26 protein-coding genes are annotated in these 25,497 nt (G+C 69.8%); 15 read left to right on the top strand and 11 right to left on the bottom strand.

The window, feature by feature from the left end; translation table 11 throughout:
- Positions 1 to 231: 231 nt before the first annotated feature.
- Complete coding sequence (locus B116_RS0112585) at positions 232 to 624, bottom strand: VOC family protein (protein WP_026321427.1); 393 nt, start codon at positions 622 to 624, stop codon at positions 232 to 234.
- Positions 625 to 783: 159 nt separating this feature from the next.
- Between B116_RS0112585 and B116_RS0112580 the strand changes: the two genes are divergently transcribed.
- Entirely contained in the window at positions 784 to 1,158 is a 375-nt protein-coding gene (locus B116_RS0112580; protein WP_018720697.1) for a VOC family protein, read from the top strand.
- A 101-nt stretch (positions 1,159 to 1,259) separates the two neighbouring features.
- Here the strand turns inward: B116_RS0112580 and B116_RS0112575 are convergent, their stop codons facing one another.
- Positions 1,260 to 2,531: an RCC1 domain-containing protein gene (locus B116_RS0112575; RefSeq protein ID WP_050591866.1), complete on the bottom strand. Its 1,272-nt coding sequence runs from the start codon at positions 2,529 to 2,531 to the stop codon at positions 1,260 to 1,262.
- Between the two features lie 302 nt (positions 2,532 to 2,833).
- Positions 2,834 to 3,061, bottom strand: coding sequence for a winged helix-turn-helix domain-containing protein (locus B116_RS0112570; RefSeq protein ID WP_027660301.1), 228 nt, complete (start codon positions 3,059 to 3,061; stop codon positions 2,834 to 2,836).
- A 347-nt stretch (positions 3,062 to 3,408) separates the two neighbouring features.
- Here B116_RS0112570 and B116_RS0112565 point away from each other — a divergent pair, with 347 nt between their 5' ends.
- Positions 3,409 to 3,732, top strand: a complete 324-nt coding sequence (locus B116_RS0112565) for a DivIVA domain-containing protein (RefSeq protein ID WP_027660300.1) — start codon at positions 3,409 to 3,411, stop codon at positions 3,730 to 3,732.
- Entirely contained in the window at positions 3,729 to 3,998 is a 270-nt protein-coding gene (locus B116_RS0112560; RefSeq protein WP_018720701.1) for a hypothetical protein, read from the top strand. Before B116_RS0112565 ends, B116_RS0112560 begins: the two co-directional genes overlap by 4 nt.
- A 122-nt stretch (positions 3,999 to 4,120) precedes the next feature.
- Here B116_RS0112560 and B116_RS0112555 read toward each other — a convergent pair whose 3' ends face one another.
- The 3 genes from B116_RS0112555 to ligD (B116_RS0112545) form a co-directional block, all read right to left on the bottom strand.
- Positions 4,121 to 4,963: a hypothetical protein gene (locus B116_RS0112555; protein WP_027660299.1), complete on the bottom strand. Its 843-nt coding sequence runs from the start codon at positions 4,961 to 4,963 to the stop codon at positions 4,121 to 4,123.
- A 137-nt stretch (positions 4,964 to 5,100) separates the two neighbouring features.
- The gene (ligD, locus tag B116_RS0112550; RefSeq protein WP_027660298.1) at positions 5,101 to 6,009 is read right to left on the bottom strand and encodes a non-homologous end-joining DNA ligase; all 909 of its coding nucleotides are present in this window, start codon (positions 6,007 to 6,009) and stop codon (positions 5,101 to 5,103) included.
- Entirely contained in the window at positions 6,002 to 6,940 is a 939-nt protein-coding gene (ligD, locus tag B116_RS0112545) for a non-homologous end-joining DNA ligase (RefSeq protein ID WP_018720704.1), read from the bottom strand. Before ligD (B116_RS0112545) ends, ligD (B116_RS0112550) begins: the two co-directional genes overlap by 8 nt.
- Positions 6,941 to 7,025: 85 nt before the next feature.
- On the opposite strand from ligD (B116_RS0112545), the gene ku reads away from it, so the two are divergent.
- From ku to B116_RS0112520, 5 genes are all read left to right on the top strand, one after another.
- Positions 7,026 to 8,135, top strand: a complete 1,110-nt coding sequence (ku, locus tag B116_RS0112540; protein WP_027660297.1) for a non-homologous end joining protein Ku — start codon at positions 7,026 to 7,028, stop codon at positions 8,133 to 8,135.
- 133 nt (positions 8,136 to 8,268) lie between these two features.
- Positions 8,269 to 8,973 (top strand): FKBP-type peptidyl-prolyl cis-trans isomerase, encoded by a 705-nt coding sequence (locus B116_RS0112535; protein WP_027660296.1) that lies wholly within the window; start codon positions 8,269 to 8,271, stop codon positions 8,971 to 8,973.
- A gap of 127 nt (positions 8,974 to 9,100) precedes the next feature.
- Positions 9,101 to 9,955 carry an SCO6745 family protein gene (locus tag B116_RS0112530; protein ID WP_018720707.1) on the top strand — a complete coding sequence of 285 codons (855 nt, stop codon included), beginning with the start codon at positions 9,101 to 9,103 and terminating at the stop codon, positions 9,953 to 9,955.
- A 36-nt stretch (positions 9,956 to 9,991) separates the two neighbouring features.
- Positions 9,992 to 10,693, top strand: a complete 702-nt coding sequence (locus B116_RS0112525; protein WP_027660295.1) for an HAD family hydrolase — start codon at positions 9,992 to 9,994, stop codon at positions 10,691 to 10,693.
- Positions 10,694 to 10,722: 29 nt separating this feature from the next.
- Complete coding sequence (locus tag B116_RS0112520) at positions 10,723 to 11,736, top strand: NADPH:quinone reductase (RefSeq protein WP_027660294.1); 1,014 nt, start codon at positions 10,723 to 10,725, stop codon at positions 11,734 to 11,736.
- Positions 11,737 to 11,943: 207 nt separating this feature from the next.
- Here the strand turns inward: B116_RS0112520 and B116_RS0112515 are convergent, their stop codons facing one another.
- Entirely contained in the window at positions 11,944 to 13,593 is a 1,650-nt protein-coding gene (locus tag B116_RS0112515) for a fatty acid--CoA ligase (RefSeq protein WP_027660293.1), read from the bottom strand.
- Positions 13,594 to 13,675: 82 nt separating this feature from the next.
- Here B116_RS0112515 and B116_RS0112510 point away from each other — a divergent pair, with 82 nt between their 5' ends.
- Genes B116_RS0112510 through B116_RS0112500 form a run of 3 tightly spaced genes read left to right on the top strand, consistent with a single transcriptional unit; the run spans position 13,676 to position 16,761 of the window.
- Complete coding sequence (locus tag B116_RS0112510; RefSeq protein ID WP_018720711.1) at positions 13,676 to 14,167, top strand: NUDIX domain-containing protein; 492 nt, start codon at positions 13,676 to 13,678, stop codon at positions 14,165 to 14,167.
- A 60-nt stretch (positions 14,168 to 14,227) separates the two neighbouring features.
- Positions 14,228 to 15,904, top strand: coding sequence for a D-glycero-beta-D-manno-heptose 1-phosphate adenylyltransferase (gene rfaE2 / locus B116_RS0112505; protein WP_027660292.1), 1,677 nt, complete (start codon positions 14,228 to 14,230; stop codon positions 15,902 to 15,904).
- Complete coding sequence (locus B116_RS0112500) at positions 15,901 to 16,761, top strand: glycosyltransferase family A protein (protein WP_027660291.1); 861 nt, start codon at positions 15,901 to 15,903, stop codon at positions 16,759 to 16,761. The genes rfaE2 and B116_RS0112500 overlap by 4 nt, the downstream gene beginning before the upstream one ends.
- Before the next feature lie 39 nt (positions 16,762 to 16,800).
- On the opposite strand, the gene B116_RS0112495 is transcribed toward B116_RS0112500, so the two are convergent.
- The 3 genes from B116_RS0112495 to B116_RS0112485 are packed head-to-tail and all read right to left on the bottom strand — an operon-like array spanning position 16,801 to position 18,993.
- Positions 16,801 to 17,949: a glycosyltransferase family 9 protein gene (locus tag B116_RS0112495; RefSeq protein ID WP_027660290.1), complete on the bottom strand. Its 1,149-nt coding sequence runs from the start codon at positions 17,947 to 17,949 to the stop codon at positions 16,801 to 16,803.
- Positions 17,950 to 17,956: 7 nt separating this feature from the next.
- Positions 17,957 to 18,490: an Hsp20/alpha crystallin family protein gene (locus tag B116_RS0112490; protein ID WP_027660289.1), complete on the bottom strand. Its 534-nt coding sequence runs from the start codon at positions 18,488 to 18,490 to the stop codon at positions 17,957 to 17,959.
- Between the two features lie 14 nt (positions 18,491 to 18,504).
- Positions 18,505 to 18,993: a DUF2231 domain-containing protein gene (locus B116_RS0112485; protein ID WP_027660288.1), complete on the bottom strand. Its 489-nt coding sequence runs from the start codon at positions 18,991 to 18,993 to the stop codon at positions 18,505 to 18,507.
- A gap of 181 nt (positions 18,994 to 19,174) precedes the next feature.
- Between B116_RS0112485 and B116_RS0112480 the strand changes: the two genes are divergently transcribed.
- Positions 19,175 to 19,792 carry a pyridoxamine 5'-phosphate oxidase family protein gene (locus B116_RS0112480; RefSeq protein ID WP_018720717.1) on the top strand — a complete coding sequence of 206 codons (618 nt, stop codon included), beginning with the start codon at positions 19,175 to 19,177 and terminating at the stop codon, positions 19,790 to 19,792.
- Between the two features lie 14 nt (positions 19,793 to 19,806).
- On the opposite strand, the gene B116_RS0112475 is transcribed toward B116_RS0112480, so the two are convergent.
- Positions 19,807 to 21,435, bottom strand: coding sequence for an isovaleryl-CoA dehydrogenase (locus B116_RS0112475; protein ID WP_027660287.1), 1,629 nt, complete (start codon positions 21,433 to 21,435; stop codon positions 19,807 to 19,809).
- 358 nt (positions 21,436 to 21,793) lie between these two features.
- Between B116_RS0112475 and B116_RS0112470 the strand changes: the two genes are divergently transcribed.
- The 3 genes from B116_RS0112470 to B116_RS0112460 all read left to right on the top strand — a co-directional run bounded on the left by B116_RS0112470 (position 21,794) and on the right by B116_RS0112460 (position 25,054).
- Positions 21,794 to 23,179 carry a hypothetical protein gene (locus tag B116_RS0112470; protein WP_027660286.1) on the top strand — a complete coding sequence of 462 codons (1,386 nt, stop codon included), beginning with the start codon at positions 21,794 to 21,796 and terminating at the stop codon, positions 23,177 to 23,179.
- A gap of 119 nt (positions 23,180 to 23,298) precedes the next feature.
- Positions 23,299 to 23,793: an OsmC family protein gene (locus B116_RS0112465; protein ID WP_027660285.1), complete on the top strand. Its 495-nt coding sequence runs from the start codon at positions 23,299 to 23,301 to the stop codon at positions 23,791 to 23,793.
- A gap of 88 nt (positions 23,794 to 23,881) precedes the next feature.
- The gene (locus B116_RS0112460; RefSeq protein ID WP_027660284.1) at positions 23,882 to 25,054 is read left to right on the top strand and encodes a serine hydrolase domain-containing protein; all 1,173 of its coding nucleotides are present in this window, start codon (positions 23,882 to 23,884) and stop codon (positions 25,052 to 25,054) included.
- Positions 25,055 to 25,497 lie beyond the last annotated feature (443 nt).

Genomic DNA, 25,497 nt, shown 5'->3' with positions numbered 1-25,497 from the left:
CGCCGAGGCATGCTGTTCATCGGCGACTACCGAGCCACACCTTGCGGCGTGGTCGCGGGACCTGTGAACCACCGCGGGCATCGTGCGGTGTCGCACTCGGTGCTGCGTCACCGCGCATCACCCAGGCGCGAGCGGCGGTACGCGCCCGATGTGGCAGCTATTCGTCGGTCCGCCGCCGGCCGGGCCCTAGCACCGATCACCCGGGCCAGGTAGCCAGGTCCAACGGCTACGTCAGGTCGCGCCGAGGAGGTCCCACCGGTTGCCGGCGATGTCGAGAAAGACCGCGACTCGGCCATAGGGCTCGGTCCGCGGTTCCCGGACGAAAGTGACACCGGCCTCGGTCATCCGCCGGTAAGCGGCGTCGAAGTCGTCGACACGGAGAAAGAACCCGACGCGACCGGCTACCTGGTTACCGACAGCGGCACGCTGGTGTTCTCCGTCGGCGCGAGCGAGCAGAACCCCCGTCTGGGCACCCGGGGACCGGACGACCACCCACCGCTTGGGTCGCCCATCGTTGGTCTGCGATGGCGAGTCCTCGATGAGCTCGAAACCGAGTGCGGCGGTGAAGAACGCGATCGCCGGATCGTACTCCTCGACAAGCAGGGTAACCACGTCAATCTGCACCATGGCAGCGTACGTGGATCGGGTCCGCTCGCCGCTCGAGTGCCCGACAACAGCTACTTCTTTGGTTTGATCTACGACCTGCGCCCGGACAGGTCCCCTTTTAGGCCCACTCTGCCGCGTCGGCAAAGTTGGTCACACCCAACGGGCACGATCTGGTGCATGACCGAATCTGTGACACACCGGCAGCACGCCATCGACTACGTTGAGTTCGCCGTCACCGACCTCACGGAGGCGAAGCGGTTTTACGGCGACGCCTTCGGCTGGCAGTTCACCGACTACGGGCCGGAATACGCCGGCATCCGCAGCCCACGCGGTGAGTCCGCACCCGAGGTGGGCGGGCTTCGGCAGGACACCCAGGTGCGGGCGGGCGGCCCGCTGGTCGTGCTGTTCTCGACCGCGCTGGAACAGTCAATTCAGGCGGTGACCAAGGCCGGCGGCACCGTGGTCAACGGCCCGTACGACTTCCCGGGCGGGCGTCGGTTCCACTTCACCGACCCGAGCGGCAACGAGCTGGCCGTTTGGGCCGAGGCGTAGCAACCACAGCAGCGCGGGGTGCTGCCCCACTAAGGGCGGCACCCCGTCAGCGATGTGGTGGCTCGGCGACAAAGACGCCGCGCCCGGCGCTTCGGATCGCCTCAGCGTGGACGGTGGGTCGGTTGATGCTGGTGGGCGAGGCGGATGAGGGCGGCACCGGCGAGGACCAGCAGGACGGCGGCGGCAAGGGTGATGGGCAGGCTGGCGCCGGTGGTGGGCAGGTCCGGCGGCGGTGCGGTGGCGTCCGGTGGTGGTGGGGTGGAGCCCACTGGTGGTGCGACTAGGGCCATGCTATGGGCGACACCGGCGGTAGTGGCGGTGACGGTGGTGCCCGCCGGCAGACTGACCTCGACCGGCGTACTACTGTCCGTGGTCGTCCCGTCCCCCAACCGGCCATCAGAGTTGCTGCCCCAGCCAAGGGCGGCGCCGGCGGAGGTGACCGCCAGACTGTGGAACCTGCTGGCGGCGATGGCGGTGACGGTGGTGCCCGCCGGCAAACTAACCTCAACCGGCGTACTACTATCCGTGGTCGTCCCGTCCCCCAACTGGCCATCAGAGTTGCTGCCCCAGGCAAGGACAGTGCCGGCAGACGTCAACGCCAGACTATGGTCTCGTCCACCGCCGATGGCGGTGACGGTGGTGCCCGCCGGCAAACTAACCTCAACCGGCGTACTACTATCCGTGGTCGTCCCGTCCCCCAACTGGCCATCAGAGTTGCTGCCCCAGGCAAGGACAGTGCCGGCAGACGTCAACGCCAGGCCATGGGCGACGCCACCGGCGATGGCGGTGACCGTGGTGCCCGCCGGCAGGCTAACGGGGACCGGTGTGCTGCTGCGGGTGGTAGTCCCGTCGCCCAACTCACCCTGGCTGTTGTCGCCCCAGGCAAGGGCGGTGCCGGCGGACGTCACCGCGAAGCTGTGGTCGTCACCGGCGGCGATGGCGGTGACGGTGGTGCCCGCCGGCAAACTAACCTCGACCGGCGTGGTGCTGTCCGTGGTGGTCTCATCGCCAAGCTGGCCAAAGCGGTTGCCGCCCCAGGCAAGGGCGGCGCCGGCAGAGGTGACCGCCAGGCTGTGGTCGTCACCGGCAGCGATGGCGGTGACGGTGGTGCCCGCCGGCAGACTGACCTCGACCGGCGTACTGCTGTCCATGGTCGTCCCGTCGCCCAACTCGCCGTCTTTGTTATCGCCCCAGGCGAGGATGGTGTCCGACGCGTCAGGTGTTGCTGCCAGTCCGTGCTGCGCGATTGCAGGCGACACACCGATCGCCGGTGGGAGTGTCACAGCCAGGACGAGGCAGAACCATCCGGTGCCGACCCGAGCCACCTCGCGCGCTCGAGCGCTACAACTGGCCCGCTGACGGATCCCCTGCATCGCCCCTGACCTCCGAGCAGACAACTAGGACAGATGCCCTTTTTACCCCGCTCCCCCAGCTTTTCTTAGCATGAAACGCCCCAAAGGCCAGTAATCCAAGGTTGCCGGCTGGCACCCCACAAGGAGTTGGTCGAGGCGCTCGACACTTCGGTGCCCAACCCAGTGCCAGCAGCCATGGGGGCGCCCTTCGTCCGCAGGTAGCAGGGCGGCCGGCGGATCACACGGGCGACACCTCAGCCGACCGCAGCCAGCAACGGACCCCGAATCAGTAGGGGTGCTGCCCGGTCAAGGGCGGCACCCCGTCAGCGATGTGGTGGCTCGGCGACGAAGACGCCGCGTCCCGGACGACCCACCAACACCCCCTGCGCCCGTAGCCGCGCCACCGCTCGGTGAATCGTCGACAGCGACAGGTCGTAGTGGTCAGCGAGTTCCTGGGTGGACGGTATCTGGGAGCCGGGGCGGAACTCGCCCGCCTCGATCCGCTTCATCAGATCGCGGATCAACTCGTCCATGGTTGGTGGTATCGGCACGGATGCCCCTTGCAGTCGGTTGGCCCTTCCAGTATTGATCACCAGCTGAGAGAGCAGCAAGAGCTAGGAGAAAAGCATCAAAAAGTTGGTGCGCTAGGTTCGACAGATAAGAGAGCGTTGACAGAGGTGCTAGGTGTCAGTAGCGTCGCTGTCGGTGATGCGGTGCCGCTGCGGTCGGTTGGCGCCACTCGTACTGGTCTCGCATCGCCGCCGAGACCGCACCTCCGCGCCACCCCCAGGCACGGCCCGGCCGTCGTACCGCCAATTGAGGCTGCGATGGCCGGGCGGGCGCTCCGCCGACCGCAACCGGCGGAGCGCCCCTCCACCTACCCGCGACTCGACGAAGGGTGGCCACCATGCGCAGCCTGATCCGCCGACTCACGCACCGACCAAGCCCCAGCCCGAACAGCGGGGTCACCCGCCACCACAAAACCGCTCCGCCGACCCACCCCCGGCTGCCGCTGCGGCCGGGGCAGATCCGGGACCGGTGCTTCCCGGTCCGCCGACGAGGGCTTGACCCGGTGGAGATCCGCAACTTCCTGCACCGGGTCGCCGACGAGTTGACCAGGGCACAGACCGCCCTACTTGCGGTACAGGAAGAGAACGTGCGGATCAAAAGCGCCCTGCGGGAATGGCAGAGCGCCCAGTCGGACCGCCACCACTACCGATGACCAGTCGCTGGGTGATCCATCTCCCGCTCACCGCTCCCGACCTGCTGCGGGCCCGAATTCTGGCCCGGACCGCTGCCCGCGTGCTGATTCGACTCAGTGCCCGGGTCGAGCCGGGCGGGGTGACCGTCTCCGCCGAAGATCAACAGGATGTGCGCCACTGGGTCTTCTGCGACCGGCTGTTGCCGGAGGGACGTGGGCGGTGCGTGCTCGCGGTGGACCACACCTCGCGCTGCCGGCCCCGCCCGCCCGGGCACCGGCGACACTGACCCTCCGGCGCAAACCGCCGCCCCGAGAGAGAGTCAGGGGTACGTCGCACCCCATCCAGCCCCACAACGACTCTGCCCGGCCGGTAGCCGGCCGGGCAGAGTACGACGATCAGATTTCCCGATCAGCTACCAGCCCCGAGCTCCTTAAGTCCCTCAAGGAGCGCATCGAAGTCGTTGGTCTCCGCAGCCGGCGGGGCCTCGATGTTCACCGGCTCGTTGTAGTCGGTGTAGTCGATCGTTATCACGATCTCGCCCATGGTCATGCGTGCCCGACGCGGCCAGTACTGCTCGTCGACCCACACATCGGTCTTGATCTCCGTGACAGAGAACTCGGCCATCTCGTCCAGGGAGTTCGCCAGCTCGGCGGAGTCGATCTCGCCCTGCTCCTCCAGCATGGCTAGGTGCTCCTCCGTGGAGGCAGTGACGGTGTAGTGGACCGTCGGTGTTCCGTCCACCGTCTCCTCGCCGACAACGGTGACTTCCTCAAGACCCAGCAGTGTCTTGACCTGTACGACCGGGTCGACCTTCTGGATTGGCTGTTCAAGGTCCATCCCCGTGGCAAATGCGGAGGAGAGGTCCATCTTCATCCAACGCTTGCCGTCGTTGCTCTCGCGCTCCGCCTCGGGCACCTCGATGTACATCGCGGAGTCAACCATACGGACCGCGGTGGGAACCCCCTCCATATCCATGACGCCCTCGTAGCTCACGGGGTCACGCAGATCCAACGTCAGCTGCATCTCGAAATCCTCGGGACCCGAAGCCACCATTCTGGCCCGCAGAGTCTCGATCTTGCCGCTCTGCTCCACCGCCTCCTGAAATGACCCCTGAAGGTCGGTGGTGAGCAGTTCCAGCACACCCGACTGCGGCGACTCCTCCGGCGAGGCCGTAGTCGGTCCGCAGCCGGTCGCCGCAACCACCGAGGCCGTCGCAGCCGCCAGAACGGCAATGTTCTTCCAACGTGACACGTGTCGCAACTCCTCGAACGCATGTATGAACGACAGGTCACGCTATCCCAATCGAACGACCCCAACATCGCCTTTTCGGGCACACTGAGCTGGCGCCCGCTCTGGCCCGCGAAAGCCGGAGTGTCCACGAGCACCAGCTAGCCCGGGAGCTCGGGGCCACCGTCGAGCAGCGGGGCGAGCAGATCGCCCTGCTCGGCAATCCTGGCCAGTACCTCAGCCGGCGGGTAGGGCTTGGTCGCTGGGCGTTTGCCGGCCGCCCCGGCCGCAACCTCGGCCCACGTCAGCGGGGTGGACACCGCCGGCGCCGACTGCGCCCGCAGCGAGTACGGCGCCACCGTCGTCTTCGCCGCGCTGTTCTGGCTCCAGTCAATGAAAATCTTTCCCGCCCGTAGCTTTCGGGCCATCTTGGACACGATGAGCTTCGGGTGCCCCCGCTCCAGCTCCTGGGCGACCCGTCGGGCGTAGCCGGAGACCTCGTCGGCTGGTTGGGTGCCGGCGATCGGGCAGCAGAGCTGCATGCCCTTCTTCCCTGACGTTTTCGGATACGACTCGATCCCGTCGTCGGCGAGCCGTTCCCGCAGCAACAGGGCTACCTGACAGCACTGACGAAGCCCAGCCGGCTCACCGGGATCGAGGTCAACCACCATCAAGTCCGGATGTGCCCCAATCTGCCATTGTGGCGTGTGCAGTTCGAGGGCGGCGAGATTCGCCAACCAGACCAGGGTCGGCAACTCGTCGGCGACCACGTAGTCGATCGTTTCCCGGCCCTTCGCCGAACCGGGGACCGGCAACGTCTCGGTGCGGACCCAGCCCGGGGTCGCCGCCGGGGCGTTCTTCTCGAAGAAGGAGCTACCGTCGACGCCGTTCGGGAACCGGATCCGGGTCAGCGCCCGATCAGCGAGGTGCGGCAGGAGCACCGGGGCGACCCGCGTGTAGTAGTCGATCACCTCGCCCTTAGTGAAGCCGGTCACCGGGTAGAGCACCTTATCCAGATTCGACAACTCCAGAGTGCGGCCGGCCACTTCGACCCGGAGCCGGTCAGGCATCGTCAACCTCCTCAGCGAGTTTGTCCGGACGCAACCGCAGCACCCGAGGAAAGCGCAGTCGCCCGTCCGGGGTGAGCTGGCCGTACTTCACCTCCACCACGACCCGGGGTGCGACCCAGACCACGGCCCGGGTGTCCACGCGGGGAAGGTCCCCAGCGAAGGGGGACCCATCGGTGCGCAACGGCTCCAGCTCACGCAGCAGCTCCCGCTCCAGCGCCGCGCCGATGCCACCGCCGACCCGTCCCCGGAAGGTGAGGCGACCGTCCGGCCGGGGGACGCCGACCAGCAGCCCACCGAGCCGACGGGCTCCCGGCCGCCAGCCACCGACCACGAAGTCGCCGGTCACCTCCAGCTTGACCTTCACCCAGTCCGGCGAACGCGTACCCGGCCGGTAGACGGAGCCGACCCGTTTGGCCATCACCCCCTCCAGGCCGTGCTCCCCCGCCGCATGGAAGGTCGCCGAGCCGTCCGAGAAGGTCGGCGGGACCGCCCACCGGGGCCCGGCCAGCCCCAACTCATCGAGCACAGCTCGCCGCCGCTGCCACGGGTAGCCGGTCAGGTCGACGCCGTCGAGCCGCAACAGGTCGAAGACCAGGTAGGTGATGGGCAGAGACGCCGCGAGCCGCGCGGCTCGACCCCGGTCCCGGACGTGCATTCGCTCGGCCAGCGCCGTGAACGACGGCTGCCCGGTCGCGCCGAAGAGCACCACCTCGCCGTCGAGGAGGGCGTCATCCACCTGCGCGGACAAACCGGCCAGTTCCGGGTACGCAATGGTGACCTCGACACCGGATCGGGCATACACCCGCTGTTGGCCGTCGCCGATATTGATCAGCGCTCGGATTCCGTCCCATTTGAACTCGTAGGCCCAGCCCGGGCCCACCGGCAGCTCTCCGGTAGTCGCGAGCATCGGCTTGGGCGGCACGCCGGGCACGAGCTGACCTTAGTCGAATCCGGAACTGCTCGCGCCCGGTTCCATCGGATGAGAACATGGCCGATACCGGTGAAAGGAGCACAGGGTGCGGGCCATTTGGAAAGGAGCCGTGTCGTTCGGGCTCGTCTCGATCGGGGTGAAGCTGTATTCGGCAACCGAGGAGAAGGATATTCGGTTCCACCAGGTGCACCGGGATGACGGGGGTCGAATCCGCTACAAGCGCACCTGCCAGGTCTGCGGCGAAGAGGTCAGCTACGACGATATCGCCAAGGGGTACGACCTCGGCGGTGGCGAGTTGGTCATCCTCACCGACGACGACTTCGCCGACCTGCCACTGAGCAGCTCACGGGCGATCGACGTGCTGGAGTTCGTCCCCGCCGAACAGGTCGACCCGATCCTCTACAACAAGGCGTACTTCCTCGAGCCGGAGGGGACCGCCACCAAGCCGTACGTGCTGCTGCGCAACGCGCTCACCGATTCCGAACGGGTGGCCATCGTCAAGGTGGCGATCCGCCAACGCGAACAGCTCGCGACGCTGCGGGTGCACCAGGGCGTCCTGCTGCTCAACACGATGCTCTGGCCCGACGAGATCCGGACGCCGGAGTTCGGCTTTCTCGACGAGGACCTGAAGGTTCGGCCCCCAGAACTCGCGATGGCCAGCTCCCTGATCGATTCGATGGCGGGCGACTTCCAGCCCGATGTCTTCACCGACGACTACCGGACCGCCCTGCAGGAGGTCATCGACGCGAAGGTGGAGGGCCGCGAGGTCGTCCAGCCGGAGGAGGTCGAAGAGGCTCCGGCCGCGGCGGTGGACCTGATGGCGGCGCTGAAGGCATCGGTGGAGCGGGCCCAGGCGGCACGCGGCGAGAAGCCCGCCGGTCCCGGCGCGGGCGAACCGACCCCCATCTCGGCGGCGCGTTCCGCTCAGCGGAAGGCCGCCGAGCAGCAGGCCGCACCGAAGAGGGCCGCCGGCAAGAAAAGCGGAAAAGCAACTCCGGCGAAGAAGACAGCCGAGGAAAAGCCGGCCGAGGAGAAACAGACAGCCGAGAAGAAGACAGCCGAGAAGAAGACAGCTGAGAAGAAGACCGCCGGGAAGAAAACCGCAACCAAGACGACCGCCAAGAAGGATGAGGGGCAGCGGGCGGAGCCGGCCAAGAAGGCGCCGGCCCGCAAGGGCGCCCGCAAGACGGCCTGAACGGCGAGATGGCCTAAACGGCGAGACGGCCACCGTCGGCGATACCGGCCTCCAGCGGACAATGGGGCGTCCGGCACCTGCACCACGGGGACCACGACGGGTACCGTGTTCGTCGGCCTTCCCCCGGCACGCGGTGCCGGCCATCATCTTCAAACAGGGAGTCGACGGCGTGAGCGAGCGGACGCAAAACCGGGCACAGAAGTCAGAGCGGCGGTTGGCCGCGCAGCTCGCAGAGCAGAAGGCGGCCGAGGCGAAGCGCCGCCGGCAGGCCTGGGCCGGCGGTCTCGCCGGGGTTGCCGTGGCCGCCATCCTGGTCACCGTGTTCGTGCTGGTCGGCCCGGCAGGTGACGACGAGGGCAGCCCGACCGCGGCGGGTTCCCCATCAGCGGGCGCCCCATCGGAAGACACCCCGCCGGCGGACGCGCCCGACCCGGCTGCCGGCGGCAGCGAGCTGCCGGAAGGGGCGGACCCCGCGCTGAGCACCGCGCCGGTCGTCGAGGCGGGCGAGGGAGAGCTGACCGAGCTCGTCGTCACCCCGCTGATCGAGGGCACCGGGCCCACGGTGGAGAGCGGTCAGACGATCACCGTCAACTACGTCGGCATCCTCTACAGCGACGGCGAGGAGTTCGACTCGTCCTGGTCGCGCGGGCAGCCGGCAAGCTTCCCGATCGGCGTCGGTTCGGTGATCCCCGGCTGGGACCAGGGCTTGGTCGGGGTGACCATCGGCAGCCGGGTACAGCTGGACATCCCCGCGGAATTGGCGTATGGCACCAACCCGGGCGGTGGCCGTCCAGCCGGTCCGCTGCGCTTCGTCGTGGACGTGCTCGGCGCACAGTAGCCGGCCGCGCCGCCCTGCCGCCGGTGCAGTTGGCCACAGCGGGCTTCCACACCCTCACCGAACGGCAGTAGGTTCGTCGAACCGGGGGCAGACAACCCCCCGGGCCGGAACGGACGCGGAGGTGCGCATGACAGACGACGCGGGGCGGACAGCCCGGTTGATGTGGACCCACTTCGAGCCGGTCCACGCGGTGACCTACTTCCATCCCCGGGCCCGCGCGGCGTACGAGGCGACCGGGCTGCGCGGCTACTGGCGGGGCTACTTCGCCGGCCGGTCCGCGCCGCTCGGCGCCACCACCGCGGCACCGGTGACCGCGGCCTTCTACCACTTCGCCCCGCACATGGTGCAGCGCGCGCTGCCCGCGGTCTGGAAACTGGCCTCCCCGGAGGAGGCCCTGCGCGCCCGACTCACCGGTGCCGTCCAGGCTCTCGCCGAGCTCACCTACGAGCTGCCCGAGTCCCACCTCACGGAGACCGCCGACCTGATGGAGGCCGCGGCGGCCGAAACCAGGACGGCGGGCCGGGTGCTGGGGGCCGCGAACGCGGCGCTGCCACGCGGTGACTACCCGCTCGCCCGGCTCTGGCAGGCGGCGACGGTCCTGCGGGAGCACCGTGGGGACGGGCACATCGCCGCGCTCGTCGCGGCCGACCTCGACCCGGTGGAGACGCTGGCCTGGCGGGTCGCGATGGGAATGCCCGCGGCCAACCTGCTCGGCCGGGGCTGGACCGAGCAGGAGTGGGCGGCGGCCAAGCGCCGGCTCCACGACCGGGGGTGGCTGACCGCCGACGGCGAACCGACCGAGCGGGGACGGTCCGGATTCGGCACTGTCGAGGCGGCCACCGACGCGGCGGCGACCCATCCCTGGCAGGCACTCGGCCCGGAACGCAGCGCCCGGCTCCAGGAACTGCTCGACCCAGTTGTCCGGGCCGGGCACACCATCATCCCGCCGGACAACCCGATCGGCCTGCCGTCCCTGGGTTGACCGGCACCGCTGGCCCCATCCGGCAGGATGGGGGGCATGGTGGCTGCGGTGATCTTCGACCTGGACGGCGTGATCGTGGACTCCGAACCGGTCTGGGAGGAGGTCCGGCGGGCGTACGTGGCCGCGCACGGCGGTACCTGGCAGTCCGAATCGCAGCGCCGGCTGATGGGCATGAGCACCGGCGAATGGTCCCGCTACCTCAGCAGTGAGCTCGGTGTCGACCGGACTGCCGAGCAGGTTGCCGCCGAGGTGGTTACCGAGATGTCCCGGCGGTACGCACACCGCGTACCGCTGATCGGCGGCGCCGTCGATGCCGTGCGCCGGACGGCCGAGCGGTGGCCACTCGGCCTGGCCAGTTCCTCCCCGACCCGGCTGATCCGGACGGCGCTCGACGCGACCGGACTGGGCGGCAGCTTCGACGCGACGCTGTCGACCGAGGAGACCGAGCACGGCAAGCCGGCTCCGGATGTCTACCTGGCGGTCGCGGAACGACTCGGTGTCGACCCGGCCCGCTGCGTCGCGGTCGAAGACTCCGCCAACGGTGTCCGGTCCGCGGCTGCCGCGGGGATGGCCGTGGTGGCGGTGCCACACGGGGCGTACCCGCTGGAGTCGGAGGCCGAGCGGCTCGCCGCGGTGGTGCTCTCCTCGATCGGCGAGCTGACCCCGGACGTCGTGGCGCGGGTCCACGACGGTCTGGGCGAGGAACGGCCGGGTATGGCAGACCAACAGGGCAGCTGAGGAGACGGCATGCAAGCGATGGAGGCGGCATGAAGGCGGTCGTGTACGAGCGCACCGGCGACCCCACGGTGCTGCGGCCGGTTGACCGGCCGGTACCCGAGCCGGAGGCCGGCGAGGTGCTGGTCCGCATGGCGGTCGCGGGAGTGAACCCGACGGACTGGAAGGCACGACGACACGGCCAGTTGCCGGCCGGCTGGCAGATACCCGGCCAGGACGGCGCGGGGGTGGTCGAGGCGGTCGGCAAGGGAGTCGACCGGTCCCTCATCGGCGAACGCGTCTGGGTGTGGGAGGCCGCCTGGCAGCGGCCGTGGGGAACGACCGCCGAGTACACGCTGCTCCCGGCCCGGCAGGCCGTCCGCCTCGGCGCCGCCTCCTTCGACCTCGGCGCATCCCTGGGCATTCCGTTCCTGACCGCGCATCGGTGCCTGACCGCCGGTGAGTACCTGCCGGACGCACTACACGCCGGGGCCCTCGCTGGTCACACCGTGCTGGTGCAGGGTGGAGCGGGCGCGGTGGGTAACGCGGCGATTCAGCTCGCGCGTTGGGCGGACGCCTGCGTGGTCACCACGGTGAGCAGCGCGGAGAAGGGGAAGCTCGCGGCGGCAGCCGGGGCCGATCTCGTGGTCAACTACCGGGAACAGGACGTGGTGGCGGAGGTCCGCAAGATCGCACCAGCGGGGGTCCACGCGATCGTCGAGGTCTCCACGCGCAACAGTGACATCGATGTCCAGCTACTCCGAACCGGCGGCGCGGTCTGTGTGTACGCCGACGACGGCGGCAGCGAGGTGGCCCTGCCGGTCCGGCCCCTCATGGCCTTGAACGCCCGCTGGCAGTTCGTCCTGGTCTACACCGCGCCGAAGGCCGCGAAGGCACAGGCCGTCGTGGATGTGGCGGCGGCCGTGGAGCAGGGTGGCGTCCGGGTGGGCGAGGAGGCGGGGCTGCCGCTGCACCACTACCCGTTGTCGGCAGCCGAGGCGGCGCACCGGGCAGTGGAGGAAGGGGCGGTCGGCAAGGTGTTGATCGATACCTCGAATGACCGGTGAGCCCGGATCGAGCCGGGCAATCCTCCCCCGGTATCAAGTTCCCAGGTATGGAGGACAGAGGCGAATCGTCCTCGCGAGAATGACAGTGCGGGTCATCCCGCGTTGAACGGGCGGCCCCGGCGCGGTGCGAACGCCGGGGCCGCCCCCCTGGGCCACGACAACGGCACCCTCCCTGCACCAGCCGACCTGGCCGGCCGGGTGCGGCGGCTACGAAGAGGCCAACTCCCGGACGGTCAGGCCCCCCTCGGCGTACCGGGACCGGACCGCCTTCTTGTCAAACTTGCCCACGCTGGTCTTCGGCACGGCGTCGATGACCGCCCAGCGCTCGGGGAGCTGCCAGCGGGCCACCGACTCGGCGAGGAAGCTCCGCAGCTCCTCCACCCCGGTCTTCGCCCCCTCCCGAAGCACCACGGTCGCCAACGGCCGCTCACCCCAACGCTGGTCTGGGACCCCCACCACGCAGGCTTCGACCACATCCGGATGGGCCATCAACGCGTTCTCCAGCTCCACCGAGGAGATCCACTCACCACCGGACTTAATGACGTCCTTCGCCCGGTCGGTCAACGTCAGGTAGCCATCCGGGGAGAGGGTGCCGACGTCACCCGTACGCAGCCAGCCATCCCGGAACGTCTCCTCGTCCGGGGTCTCGTCGCCGACGTACCGCCCGGTCACCCACGGCCCGCGGACCTCCAGCTCCCCCACGGACGTGCCGTCGGCGGGCAGCCGCTGGCCCTGCGGACCGACGATCCGGGCCTCGACCCCGGCCGGGACCCGCCCCTGGGTGTAGCGGTACTGCCACGCCTCGGCCTCGTCCGCGCCGGCCGGCGGGCGGGCCACCGAACCGAGCGGAGACGTTTCGGTCATGCCCCAAGCGTGGATGATCCGAATGTCGTGCCGCTCCTCGAAGGCGTGCATCAGCGCCGGCGGGCAGGCCGACCCACCCACGATCACCTCTCCCAACGAACTGGTGTCGACCTCGTGGCTGTCCAGGTGGGCGAGGAGATCGCTCCAGATAGTGGGGACAGCACCGGCGACCGTCGGCCGCTCAGCGGCGATCATCTCGGCGATCGGGGCGGCCTGGAGGAACCGGTCCGGCAGGAGCAGCGACGCCCCGCAGAGGAACGCCGCATAGGGCAGCCCCCAGGACATCGCGTGGAACATCGGCACGATGCCCAAGACCCGGTCTTTCGGCCCCAGACTGAACGCCTCCGGCATGCAGACCTGAAGCGAATGCAGGTAGATCGATCGGTGCGAGTAGGCCACCCCCTTGGGGTTGCCGGTGGTCCCGGAGGTGTAGCAGAGCGCGGCGGCAGAGCGCTCATCCACGTCCGGCCAGTCGTAGGTGTCGGGCCTCCCGGCCAGCAGGGCATCCCAGTGGTGTACGGAGATCCGGTTGCCGGCCGCCGCGACCAGCGGGGCGGGATCACCACCACCGACCACCACCACGTGCCGGACGGTGGTCATGTCGCCGATGGCCTTAGCCAGCAGCGGGATCAGCGTCGTGTCGACCAGCACCACCCGGTCCTGCGCGTGGTTGGCGATGTAGGCGACCTGGTCCGGGAGAAGCCGAATGTTGATCGTGTGCAGCACCGCGCCCATGCTCGGCACCGCGAAGTAGGCCACCAGGTGCTCGGTGTTGTTCCACAGGAAGGTGGCGACGCGCTCGTCCCCGGTCACGCCGCACTCGTCCCGCAACGCGTGTGCCAGCTGGGCGGCCGAGCGCGCCACGTCGGCGTAGCTCATCCGGTGCGGCTCGGCACCGGTCCAGGTGACCACCTCCGCCGCGCTGTGCACGGTGGCGCCGTGGCCAAGAATCCGGGAGACCTGGAGGGGGGCATCCATCATCGTGCTCCGCATAGCAACAAACTAGTGTCGCCGATCACATTTGAGAACCCCGGAACTCCATCTCGCCCCGGCGGGGGTGCGTAGATTAGCCGGGGTGAGCATTTCCTGGGCAGATTCCTACGTCGGACAGCTCCGCGCCCTCGCCGGCGACCGGACGCTGATGTTCGTCGGTGCCCGCGCGGTGGTGCGGGACAACTCGAGTCGGATCCTGCTGATTCAGCGCGCTGACAACGGGCACTGGGCCATGCCGGCAGGTGCGATGGAGTTAGGTGAGTCGATCGCCGACTGCGCCGTGCGGGAGGTCCGGGAGGAGACCGGCCTGCGCGCCCTGCGGGTCAGCGCCTTCGCCCTCTACACCGGGCCGGACCGCACCCACACCAACATGTACGGACACACGTACCAGATCTTCACCACCGCGTTCCGGGTCGAGGAGTGGGACGGGGACCTCGCCCAGGTCACCGATGAGACCACCGATGCCGCCTTCTTTGACCGCGGCCACCTGCCCAGCCCACTGTCGGCCAGCGTCCCGGAGACCCTCGCCGACCTGGATGTCTTCGAGCAGACGAACCGCCTGATCCTCAAATAGTCCGCCGCCGGTCGAACACCCCAGGTTTGGCCCGGCGGGCCGGCGGGGACCCGGACGGACATGGCAGGAGCAGCAGCGGAACAGTACCGACTCGCCGCCGTGGTGGAGAGCTGGCTGGGACGCCCCGTCCTGGTCGTCGGGGACGCGATGCTCGACGAGTGGCGGTTCGCCGACTCGGATCGGCTCTGCCGGGAGGCACCGGCCCCAATCCTCACCCTGCGCCGACGGATCTCCGCTGCGGGCGGTGCGGCGAACACCGCCGTCAACATCGCCGCGCTCGGCGGACGGGCCGCGCTGGTCGCACCGATCGGCGCGGACGTGGCCGGCGACGAGGTGCACGACTGCCTGGACCGGGCCGACGTGTGGGACCGCACGGTCAGCCAACCGAGCCGCCCGACCCCGGTCAAGCGGCGGATGCTCGCCGGCAGCCAGATCCTGCTGCGGGAGGACTCCGGTGGTCCCGCGGCGCCCCTGGACGACGCCGGGATAGCTCGGCTGCTCGACGCCCTGGCCTGCGCAACGACGGAGCTACAGGCGGCGGGCGACGCGGCGCCGACGCTGGTCGTCTGCGACTACGCGCTGGGTGCCCTGCCCGCACCGGTGCGCGCGTGGCTGGTGGCCAACCGGGAGCGGTACGCGACGGTCGCGTTGGACGCGCATGACCTCGCCGACTGGCGTGGGCTCGCCCCGACCGTAGTCACGCCGAGCTTCGCTGAGGCGAGCCGACTGCTCGCCGACACCGCAGCCCGGCCCGGAAGCGGGGGCCTGCACCTGAACCACCCGGACCACGCCCGCTCCGACGGCCCCTCCGAGCTGACCGTGGGAGTCGCACCCGGCGACGGTCAAGTCGCCGACGAGGAAATCGAGCCCGGGGCGCGCGAGGGTGCCGCGGGATCGGACCGGGCGGTACTCGCCGAATCCCGCCTCGCGGAACTGCGGCAACACACCGGTGCGGATGTCGTGGCGGTGACGCTGGACACCGAAGGCGCAGTCGTCGCCGGTCCGGACGGCGAGCCCAGCCGCAGCCACAGCAACCCGATGCCAGCCAGCCACACGGTCGGGGCCGGAGACGCGTACCTGGCGGCGATGACCCTCGCCCTGGCCGCCGACGCCCCCCTACCGACCGCCGCGCAGCTCGCCCAACTCGCGGCCACCATCACCGTCTCCGACACCGGCACCTGTGTCTGCCGGCGGGAGGACCTGCTCACCGCACTCGACCGTTCCGACGACGGCGACCCGCCGATCCTCGTCGGCGCCGACGAGTTGGCGACGATCGCCCGGGCACACCGCCGCGCAGGCCGCTCGGTCGTCTTCACCAACGGCTGCTTCGATGTCCTGCATCCCGGTCACGTCCGCTACCTGGAACAGGCCCGCGCCCTCGGCGACCTGCTCGTGGTAGCGGTCAACGCCGACGGCAGCGTCCGCCGGCTCAAGGGCGCGGATCGGCCGGTCAACCCCGTGGAGGACCGGGTGGCCCTGCTGGCGGCGCTGACCCACGTTGACCACGTGGTGGTCTTCGAGGAGGACTCGCCGGCCCGGCTCATCGAGGCCATCCGGCCGGACATCTACGTCAAGGGCGGGGACTACCCGCCGGAGCTGGTGCCGGAGGCACCCCTGGTCCGCCGGCTCGGCGGTCAGGTCCGCACCCTCGGCTACGTGCCGGACCGCTCCACCTCGGCGATCATCGACCGGATCCGCGCGCACGGCGGCAGCGCACCGGTGGCGGGGCAGGCGTGAGCCGACCCCTCGAGCACGGCACCGCCGACGAGTTCCGCGCCGACCGACACCTCGACGTGCTGGTCCCCACCCGAAACCGCCCCGCCGAACTGGCGGTCACCCTCTCCGGGCTCGCCGCCCAGGAAGGCGTGCCCGACTTCGGGGTGGTGGTCAGCGACCAATCCGACAGCGACCCCGCGTACGTGCACCCGGCCGTGGCCACGATGGTCCGCATCCTGCGCCACCGAGGGCACCCGGTCCTGCTGACCCGCCGACTGCCCCGGCGTGGGATGGCCGAGCACCGGGCAGCGCTGCTGGCCGCCTCGACCGCCCGGTACGTGCTCTGCCTCGACGACGACGTGTGGTTGGCGCCGGGAACGCTGCACCGGCTGGTCACCGCGATCGCGGAGCTGGGCTGCGGGTTCGTCGGCAACGCCGTACACGGCCTGTCGTACCGGCACGACATCCGCCCGGAGACGCACCGGCACTACGAGGAGTGGGACGGGCCGCCGGTGCCGGAGCGGATCCGCCCGGGCACCCCGCAGTGGGAGCGCGCACTACTCCACCCCGCCGCGAACCTGCTCCACGTCACCGAGCGGCTGCGCCTGCCACCGGGCTCCTGGCGGGCGTACAAGGTCTCCTGGATCGGTGGTTGTGTGCTGTACGACCGGGCGAAGCTGGTTGATGCGGGCGGCTTCGACTTCTGGCGACGCGTGCCGGCGCGGCACCAGGGGGAGGATGTCGCCGCCCAGCTCGCCGTCTTGGAGCGGCACGGCGGCGCCGGAATCCTGCCCAGCGGAGCGTTCCACCTGGAGTCACCGACCACCGTCACCGAACGTGAGGTTGAGGCGTGGGAAGTGCTCCTCGAACAGGCTTGACCGGTGGGCGGCAAGCACAGTCGCGGCCCCGGCCGCGCCTCAGGGCCCGGTCCCGTCTCCGGGCGTCGTGGCCGGCTGTTCTCCGTTGGCGAGCAGATCGCGGGCGGCTTCGAGGACCTCGATCACCGGGACCTCGGCCACGAACGAGTCGCGGTGCGGGCACTCGCCGTCGCCGGGCCGGTGTGGATAGCTACCCGGGGTGCAGTCGACCCCGCAGACCGGGCAGTGCACCGTCCAGGACGTGATTGGGCGGTGCCGACCCCGCAGCGGGCTCGCCGTGGTGATCAGGTTGCCGACCCAGAAGATGCCAACCGTGGGAGTGCCGACCGCCGCCGCCAGGTGCAGCGGCCCGGTGTCGTTGGCGACCACCAGCGCGCAGCCGGCGTAGCAGCCGGCCAGCCCGCCGAGGCTGAGCGTGCCGACCTGCGGCCGGAGGGGTACCCCGGCCGCCGCCACCACCCGGTCCACCACCTCCTGCTCCATCGGGGTGCCAGTGACCAGCACCTCGTACCCGTCCCGGTGCAGCTGCCGGGCGACGGCCGCGAAGTGTTCGACCGGCCAGCGTCGACGGGTGTCGGTGGCACCGGGGTGCAGCGCCACCCGGGGCCGGTGCGCCGGGCCGAGCACCCTGACCGCCTCGGCACGGTCGGCGTCGGTGACCGCCAGGGCGGGGACAACCGTGGTCGCCGGCGCCCCCACCAGGGCCGCCACCTCCAGGTAGCGGATCACCTCGTGCTGGTAGTAGACGTACCGCAGCCAACGGTCCAGCGGCGGCGCGTCCTCGGCCCGCAGCCCGGCCGTTACCCGGGCGCCGAGGCCGGCCACGACCGGGTTGGAGTTCGCCCCGCCGCCGTGCACCTGCAGCGCCAGGTCGAAGCGTTCCGTGCGGGCCCGGGCGAGGAAGTCCGCCAGCCCGGACTCCGGCTCGTCCGGCTCCGGGCGGCGGATTCCGGGAGCCGGCGGAACCACCAGGACCCGATCCACCGGACCCGGCCGGGCGCGCCAGAGCTTCGCGTGCCACGGCGCGCCGAGCAGAACGATCTCCGCCGCGGGGTACGCGGCCCGCAACGCGGCCAGCGCTGGCAGGACGAAAATGAAGTCGCCCAGTGCGTTGGCCCGCAGCACGGCGATCCGCTCCACCGCGGGTACGCGCTGCGCGGCCGGGCCGAGCAGGTCCGGGGCGACCATCAGCGCGCTACGGCCGGTCGGTCTCGACGTTCGGGTGGTGCAGCTCCCGGTTGACGGCGGGGTCGACCGGGAACGGGGTACCACCGTCAATGCCGCGAGCACCGCTGCGCCCGACGGTGATGGTGCGGGGCTCGGGTCGGGCGGTCCGCGGCAGCCGAATCCGAAGCAGACCGTGGTCCATCACCGCGTCAATGGCCTCCGGGTCCACCCGGGACGGCAGTTCGACCCGGTACACGAAGGCCCGGGCCTCGGAGCCGTCGAGGATCCCGTAGTCGGCGTTGACCTCGGCCTCCGACCGGGCCCGTACGCAGAGCTCACGCTCGTCCAGCTCGACCGCCACCTCATCGGGCGCCACCCCGGGCAGCCGGACAACCACCTCCCAGCCGTCCGCGGTCTCGTCCAGCTGGAGGTCCGCCGAGTCAGACCGGCCCCCGACCAGCCGACCCAGCTCGGCGCGGAGCGAATGCAACTCGCCCATCGGGTCCCACCCCTGCTGCCGGCCGCGCCTGCCCTGGCCGATCCCGCCGCCGGGTTCACTCATCACACTTCTCCTATTCATTGGGGGGTTGCCGAGGGCCGCAGGGAGCTGGGCGCGTCCAGGTCGGCGTCCCGGTCGACTCCGACGCCGAGACGGTCGACCAGTTCTCCGCCGAGCCACGCGCTGACCCCGAGGATGGCCAAGGCGACGATCTCGATCGCGATGAGCGCGCCGCCGGCGGCCCGGGAGTCGGCGTTGAGCCGGACCACCCAGACCGCGGCGAAGAGCAGGATCAGCGCCACGTTCGCGGCGGCGTGAGTGAGCGCCACCCGCTTGGCGCGGGTGCCGGTCGGGATGGCGAGTAGGTCGACCGTCCCCGCCGCCGCGGCCAGCAGACCACCGACCAGGCCGACGGTGAGGTTCCAGTAGGCGACGTCACCGAGAAAGTCGGGCCCACCCACGATGTCGACCACGTCGAAGAGCACGGCGGTTGCGAGCAGGGCGACCGGGAACATCACCAGCATCGGGTGGAGGGGGTGACCCAACACTTTGAGTCGGCTCTCCATACCGGGCCTCCACTGTTCGGTCCTGCCGGCGCTCGTCGTCCTACCTGCACTGTTTGTGGTCCTACTGACGGATGGGTGCGGTGGGTAACCTCCGTCACCCAGGCAGACCTCACCCCGGTCGATGCCACCTAGGCTGTCGATGACGCACCGCCGCCATGGTCAACGGACGAGGGAGGGGCACGTGACGGTAGATATCACCACTCACGAGGAGTTGCGGGAGTTACTGGGCGTACCGACGGCTCAGGTCGCCACGAAGGAGCGAACCCATCTGCACGAGCGGGACCGGCAATGGCTGGCCGCCTCCCCGTTCTGCCTGGTGGCCACAGCCGGCGCGGATGGCACCTGTGATGTCTCACCGAAGGGGGACCCACCCGGCTTCGCCCTGCCGATCGACGACACCACCATCGCCATCCCGGAGCGCCCCGGCAACCGACGAGCCGACGGCTTCCACAACATCCTGGACAATCCACACGTCGGGCTGATCTTCCTGATTCCCGGGCGTACCGACACGTTGCGGATCAACGGTCGGGCCCGCCTGGTCCGGGAGGCGCCCTTCTTCGACTCGATGACGGTCAAGGGTCACCGGCCGGTCCTGGCGCTGGTGGTAGCGATCGAGGAAATTTTCTACCACTGCGCGAAGGCGTTCCTCCGATCGCAGTTGTGGAGCCCGCAGAGCTGGACACCCGAGGTGCTGCCGTCCCGGGCCCGCCTGGTCAAGGAGGTCGAGGCCCGCGCGGAGAGCCTGGCCGAACTGCAGAGTTACTACGGCCCGGAGTACGCCCGCCGCCTCTACACCTGACCCACCCGCGGTGGTCAGCCCACCTTCGGGGTGGCGCGATCGAGGATCGCGGTGAGGTCAATCCCGACAGGCAGCGTGCCGTACGCGTAGCCGTGCGCACCGCCCAGCCGGGACGCGCAGAACGCCTCGGCGACCGCCGGGTGGCCGTGTCGCACCAGCAGCGACCCCTGTAGAACGAGGGCGAGCCGTTCCACCAGGTGCCGCGCCCGGAGTTGGGCGTCGGCCGGGTCCGCCAGGCTCGCCCGCAGCCGCCGGACCGCGGTGTCGAGTCGGGCGTCCGCACCGGCGGCGGCGTCCACCTCCGCCTCGAACGCCGCCAGCACCCGCGGCTGGCGGGTCAGCGCCCGCAGCACGTCCAGGGCGGCCACATTGCCGGAGCCCTCCCAGATCGAGTTCAACGGCGACTCCCGGAACAGCCGGGGCATGCCGGATTCCTCCACGTACCCGTTGCCACCCAGGCACTCCAGGGCCTCGGCGGCGTGGCCTGGCCACCGCTTGCAGACCCAGTACTTGCCGACCGCCACGCCGAGCCGCCTGAACGCGGCCTGATCGGCGTCACCCCGGGCGGAGCGGTCCGTCGCACCGGCGAGCCGCAGCATGAGGACGGTCGCGGCCTCCGACTCCACCGCGAGGTCGGCGAGGACGTTGCGCATCAACGGCTGGTCGACCAGCGGACGCCCGAATGCCCACCGGTGGCGGGCGTGGTGAACCGCGGTGACGACCCCCTGGCGCATCCCGGCGGCGGCGCCGATCAGGCAATCGAGCCGGGTGAGGTTGACCATGTCGATGATGGTGCGGACGCCGTGCCCCTCGTCGCCGACCCGCCAGGCCACCGCGTGCTCGTACTCGATCTCCGCCGAGGCGTTCGACCGGTTGCCCAGCTTCTCCTTGAGCCGCATCAACCGAAGCGGGTTGCGCGTGCCATCGGGCAACACCCGAGGCACCAGGAAGCAGGTCAGCCCACCCGGAGCCTGACCGAGAGTCAGGAAGAGATCGCACATGGGTGCGGAGGTGAACCACTTGTGCCCGACCAGCCGGTAGCTGCCGTCCGTCTCCGGCTGAGCGAGGGTGGTGTTGGCGCGTACGTCCGAACCGCCCTGTTTCTCGGTCATCGACATGCCCGCCAGCAGGCCATGCTTGTCGAGCGCCGGACGTAACCCCGGGTCGTACGTGGTGGCGGTCAGCAGCGGCTCGTACCGGGCGGCCAGTTCGGGGGCGTGCCGCAGCGCCGGCACCGCCGCGTAGGTCATCGAAATCGGGCAACTATGCCCGGCGTCCGGCCGCCAGGTGTAGAACTTCGCGGCGCGGGCGACGTGCGCTCCCGGTCGGTCGTCGGCCCACGGCGCGGCGTGCAGGCCGTAGGTCACCGCGGTCCGCATCAGCTCGTGCCAGGACGGGTGGAACTCCACCTCGTCCACGCGGTACCCGTAGCGGTCGTGGCTGCGCAGTACGGGCGGGTGCTCGTTGGCCAACCGGCCGTGCTCGATCGCCGCCGCGGTGCCCCCGAGCCGGCCGAGGTCGTGTAGCTCGGCGGTGGCCCAGCCGGCCCCCTCCCGGGCCAGTCCGGAGCAGAGCGCCGGGTCGTCTGCCACGTCGTAGTCGACCAGGGGTGGCACCTGGTTGAACACCTCGTGCGTCGGCACCGTGGCCCTCCCACCCGGATCAACTCGACCCGCTCGACAGAGATCGCACCCGCGGTCAATCTTCGTTGGCACAGAGGTGACCGCGAAAGGTCTGTTGACTGTCAACCCTCAGCATCCCGTTTAAGCTATTTCTTCACGTTCATGTTGATACATGCTTTTTGCCCGGTTTAAGTTGCGGGGTGGCTGCTACCGCCGTCTGGTAGCCGAGGGCGGGCCTCCGTGGGTACGGGTGGCGGGTCCTTGTCGCTCACGGGGGAAGGACATCGGGTTCACGATGAGTTATCAGGACCAGGGCCAGTCTCAGGGGCCGGTGCGGCCGGTTGGGGGTCGGGGGAGGTCGCGGTGGCGGTGGTGGGCGGTGGGGTTGGCCGGGGTGACCGGTCTGGCCTTGACCGCCGTCGGCGTTGCTGCCAGTCCGGCTGTGGATGCGCTCGGACGGACCCTGACCGCTGCTGATGATCACGGTGGGGACCGCAGCGGTGACCGCGGTAGCCGGGACGCGGGCAAGCACGACGGGGGCAAGAGCGAGCACGACGACAAGGGCAAACACGGTGACAAAGGCAAGGGCGACGACAAGGGCAAGCGGGACGACAAGGGCAAGGGTTCGGAGAAGCCGAAGGGGATTCCGGTCCCGTGTGACGCGGACGCGTTGATCGCGCAGATCACCCTGGCCAACGCCCGCGGTGGTGCGGTGCTCGACCTGGCCAAGGACTGCACCTACCTGCTCACCGCCGACATCGACGGTGCGGGGCTGCCGGCGATCGTCACCCCGATCACCCTCAACGGCGGCAAGAAGACCACCATCGAACGCGCCGCCGCAGCCGACCAGTTCCGGATCCTCACCGTTGACACCGGCGGCGACCTCACCCTCAACAAACTGACCATCACCGGCGGAGATACCACCCTCGACGGCGGCGGCGGAATATTCGTCAACGCCGGCGGCGCACTGACCGCCAACCACAGCACCATCACCCGCAACCTCGCCAGCGGCAACATCACCAGCGGCGGCGGCATCGCCAACTTCGGCACCACCCGCGTCAACCACTCCACAGTCGACCGCAACACCGCCGCCCAACAAGGCGGCGGTATCTACAGCCCCGGCCTGCTGGAAGTCAGCAAATCCCACATCGACAACAACATCGCCCTCGGCGGCGCTCAGGGCGGCGGTGGCATCTACTCGCTCAACAGCACCGTCACCGTCAAGGGCGGCACTGTCTCCGGTAACTTCGCGGACAACACCGGAGGGTTGGCTGTCTTCGGCGGCGTCGGCACGGTTACCGGCACCACGTTCACCAACAACACGGCCCGCAGCAGTGGCGGTGGCGCCACCCGGGCCGAGGGCGGTGGGCAACTCACCATGCGGAAGGTCAACCTGGCCGACAACACCGCATCGGTCCTCGGCGGCGCCTTGTTCGTGGCGGGGGACAGTTTCGCTGTCATCGAGGACAGCATCATCAAGAACAACACCAACAGGAACGCAGTCGGCGGAGGAATCTACAACGCAGGGGAAACGGTCTTGCGGCGCACCAAGATTGTCGGCAATCAGGCCGACCAGGGCGGCGGCATCTACAACGAAGGCACGACCAGCCTCTTCACCACAAAGGTGGTCGAGAACATCGCCATCACCAACGGCGGGGGCATCTTCAACGCCGTCGGCACGGTGAACCTGAACACCGCCACCGGCACTGTGGTAATCAAGAACCGACCCGACAACTGCGTCAACGTCCCCGGCTGCGCCGGATAGCGAAGCCCGTAGGTCCACGAGGGCCCGTTTCCACCGCAAACCGGTCGGAGCGGGCCCTCCGCCGTGCGCCGAGATCGGGCCGCCCCGAACCACTCCGAGTTACCTGCCAGAATTCGTCCGTGAACCGTACCCACACATACGAGATCGCGACCACCTGGACCGGCGACCGCGGTCGCGGTACGGCGGACTACCGCGCGTACGACAGGTCGTACGACACGGTGAGCCCCGGCCGCCCGCTCCTCACCGGCTCCGCCGACCCGGCGTTTCGCGGCGACCCGCGACAGTGGAACCCGGAGCTGCTGCTCGTCGCGTCGCTGAGCCAGTGCCACCTGCTGTGGTACCTGCACCTCTGCGCCGTCAACGATGTCGTGGTCGTCGATTACCACGACGCCGCCCACGGCACAATGCGCGAGGACGACACCGCTGCCGCCCGCTTCACCGACGTCCTGCTCCGCCCGCAGGTGACAGTCACCCACGCCAGCATGGTCGAGCGGGCGACCGCGCTGCACGCCGAGGCGAACGACCGGTGCTTCATCGCCGCCTCGGTGTCCTTCCCGGTACGGCACGAGGCGCGCATCGTGGTCCGGCTACCACCACCAGAATCGGCCAGCTAGCAGCATCGATCTCGAAGCTCGTTCCGTCGAAACTGGGTTCCTCCCAACGAGCCCGCCCTCAGTTCGAGGGCAATGAGGAGTTGTTCCCATGTTCGACCGGAATCGACTGCACCGCCGCCCGACATCGTTCGCCACCCGGCGACGCGCGCTGGCCGCCGTGACGTCGTTCGCCCTCGTCGGCGGTCTTGCCTTCAGTGGGGTCGCCCCCGCAGCGAGCGCCGAGACCGTCCGCCCCCGTGACGGCGTGCAGGCCGACCTCAACCGCCTCGTGACCGAGGAGAACTTCCCGGCCGCCCTCGCCGCCGTCCGCACCTCCGACGGCCGTACCCGTAACTACACCGCCGGGGTGGCCGAACTCGGCACCAAGCGGAAGCCCCCGGTCGACGGGCAGGTGCGCATCGGCAGCAACACCAAGACCTTCGTCGCCACCGTGGTCCTGCAACTCGTCGGCGAGGGCAAGGTCGACCTGGACGAGCCGATCGAGACGTACCTGCCCGACCTGATCCGCGGCGATGGCATCGACGGCCGACAGATCACCGTACGGCAGGTACTGCAACAGACCAGCGGTCTTCCCGGCTATGTGGACGACATCGCCCCAGACTTCTTCCGCCTCCAGCACACCTACTTCGAGCCGCGCGACCTGCTCGACCTGGCCCTCACGGACAAGGCGAGCTTCGCCCCCGGCACGAAGTGGGAGTACAGCAACACCAACTACGTCGTCGCCGGTCTGCTCATCCAGAAGGTCACTGGCCGTCCGGCAGCCGAGGAGATCACCAACCGGATCATCGTTCCCCTCAAGCTGCGCGACACCTACTTCCCGAACGTCGGCGAACAGGGCATCCGGAGCCGGCACCCACACGGCTACTACATCGACGACCCGGACAAGCCGCTGCAGGACGTCACGAAGATGGACCCGTCCTGGGCCTGGACGGCCGGAGCGATGATCTCCAGCCCCAGCGACACCAACCGCTTCTTTGCCGCCCTCCTCGCCGGTGACCTGCTCCGGCCCGCCGAACTCGACCAGATGCGTACCACCGTCCCCGCCTTTCCCGGCCGCGGCTACGGCCTCGGCCTGATGAGCTGGGACCTATCCTGCGGCGACCGCGCCTGGGGCCACGGCGGAGACATCCCTGGCTTCACGACCCGCGGCGGCGTCACCGAGGACGGCCGCGCCGTCACCCTCGCCGTCACCGCGCCGCCCGCCACGGAGAGCGCTGCCGGCCAGGTCGAGGCGGCCGTGGACGGAGCCCTCTGCAAGTAGGCCCCAGGAAGGTTCCGCGCTCACTCCTTGAAAGTTCCCCATCCCCCGGAAAGTTCCGCGCCCCGTTCCCGGGAAGGTTCCGTGCCCCGCCCGCAGAGCGGGGCACGGAACGCCGGCCGGGTGCCTACCCGACATTGAGTGGTGGGCACGTAGGGCACACAACTCGGGTTACGCACGGCGCCTTCTGCGGCTGAGCTGAGCTGGGCACTGACCTCCACCAGGACCACCACCAGCGAACACGTGCCCGTTTCAGGCACTTTTCTCGTGTTTACACCAATATGAGATTGGTGTCGGTTTAGGTTGCGGGGTGGCTGCTACCGCCGTCTGGTAGCCGAGGGCGGCCCCCGTGGTACGGGTGGCGGGTCCTTGTCGCTCACGGGGGAAGGACATCGGGTTCACGATGAGTTATCAGGACCAGGGCCAGTCTCAGGGGCCGGTGCGGC

The organism is Salinispora fenicalii (genome assembly GCF_000514815.1).
Classification (GTDB): Bacteria; Actinomycetota; Actinomycetes; order Mycobacteriales; family Micromonosporaceae; genus Micromonospora; species Micromonospora fenicalii.
This window is presented reverse-complemented; position numbering and strand designations above follow the sequence as displayed.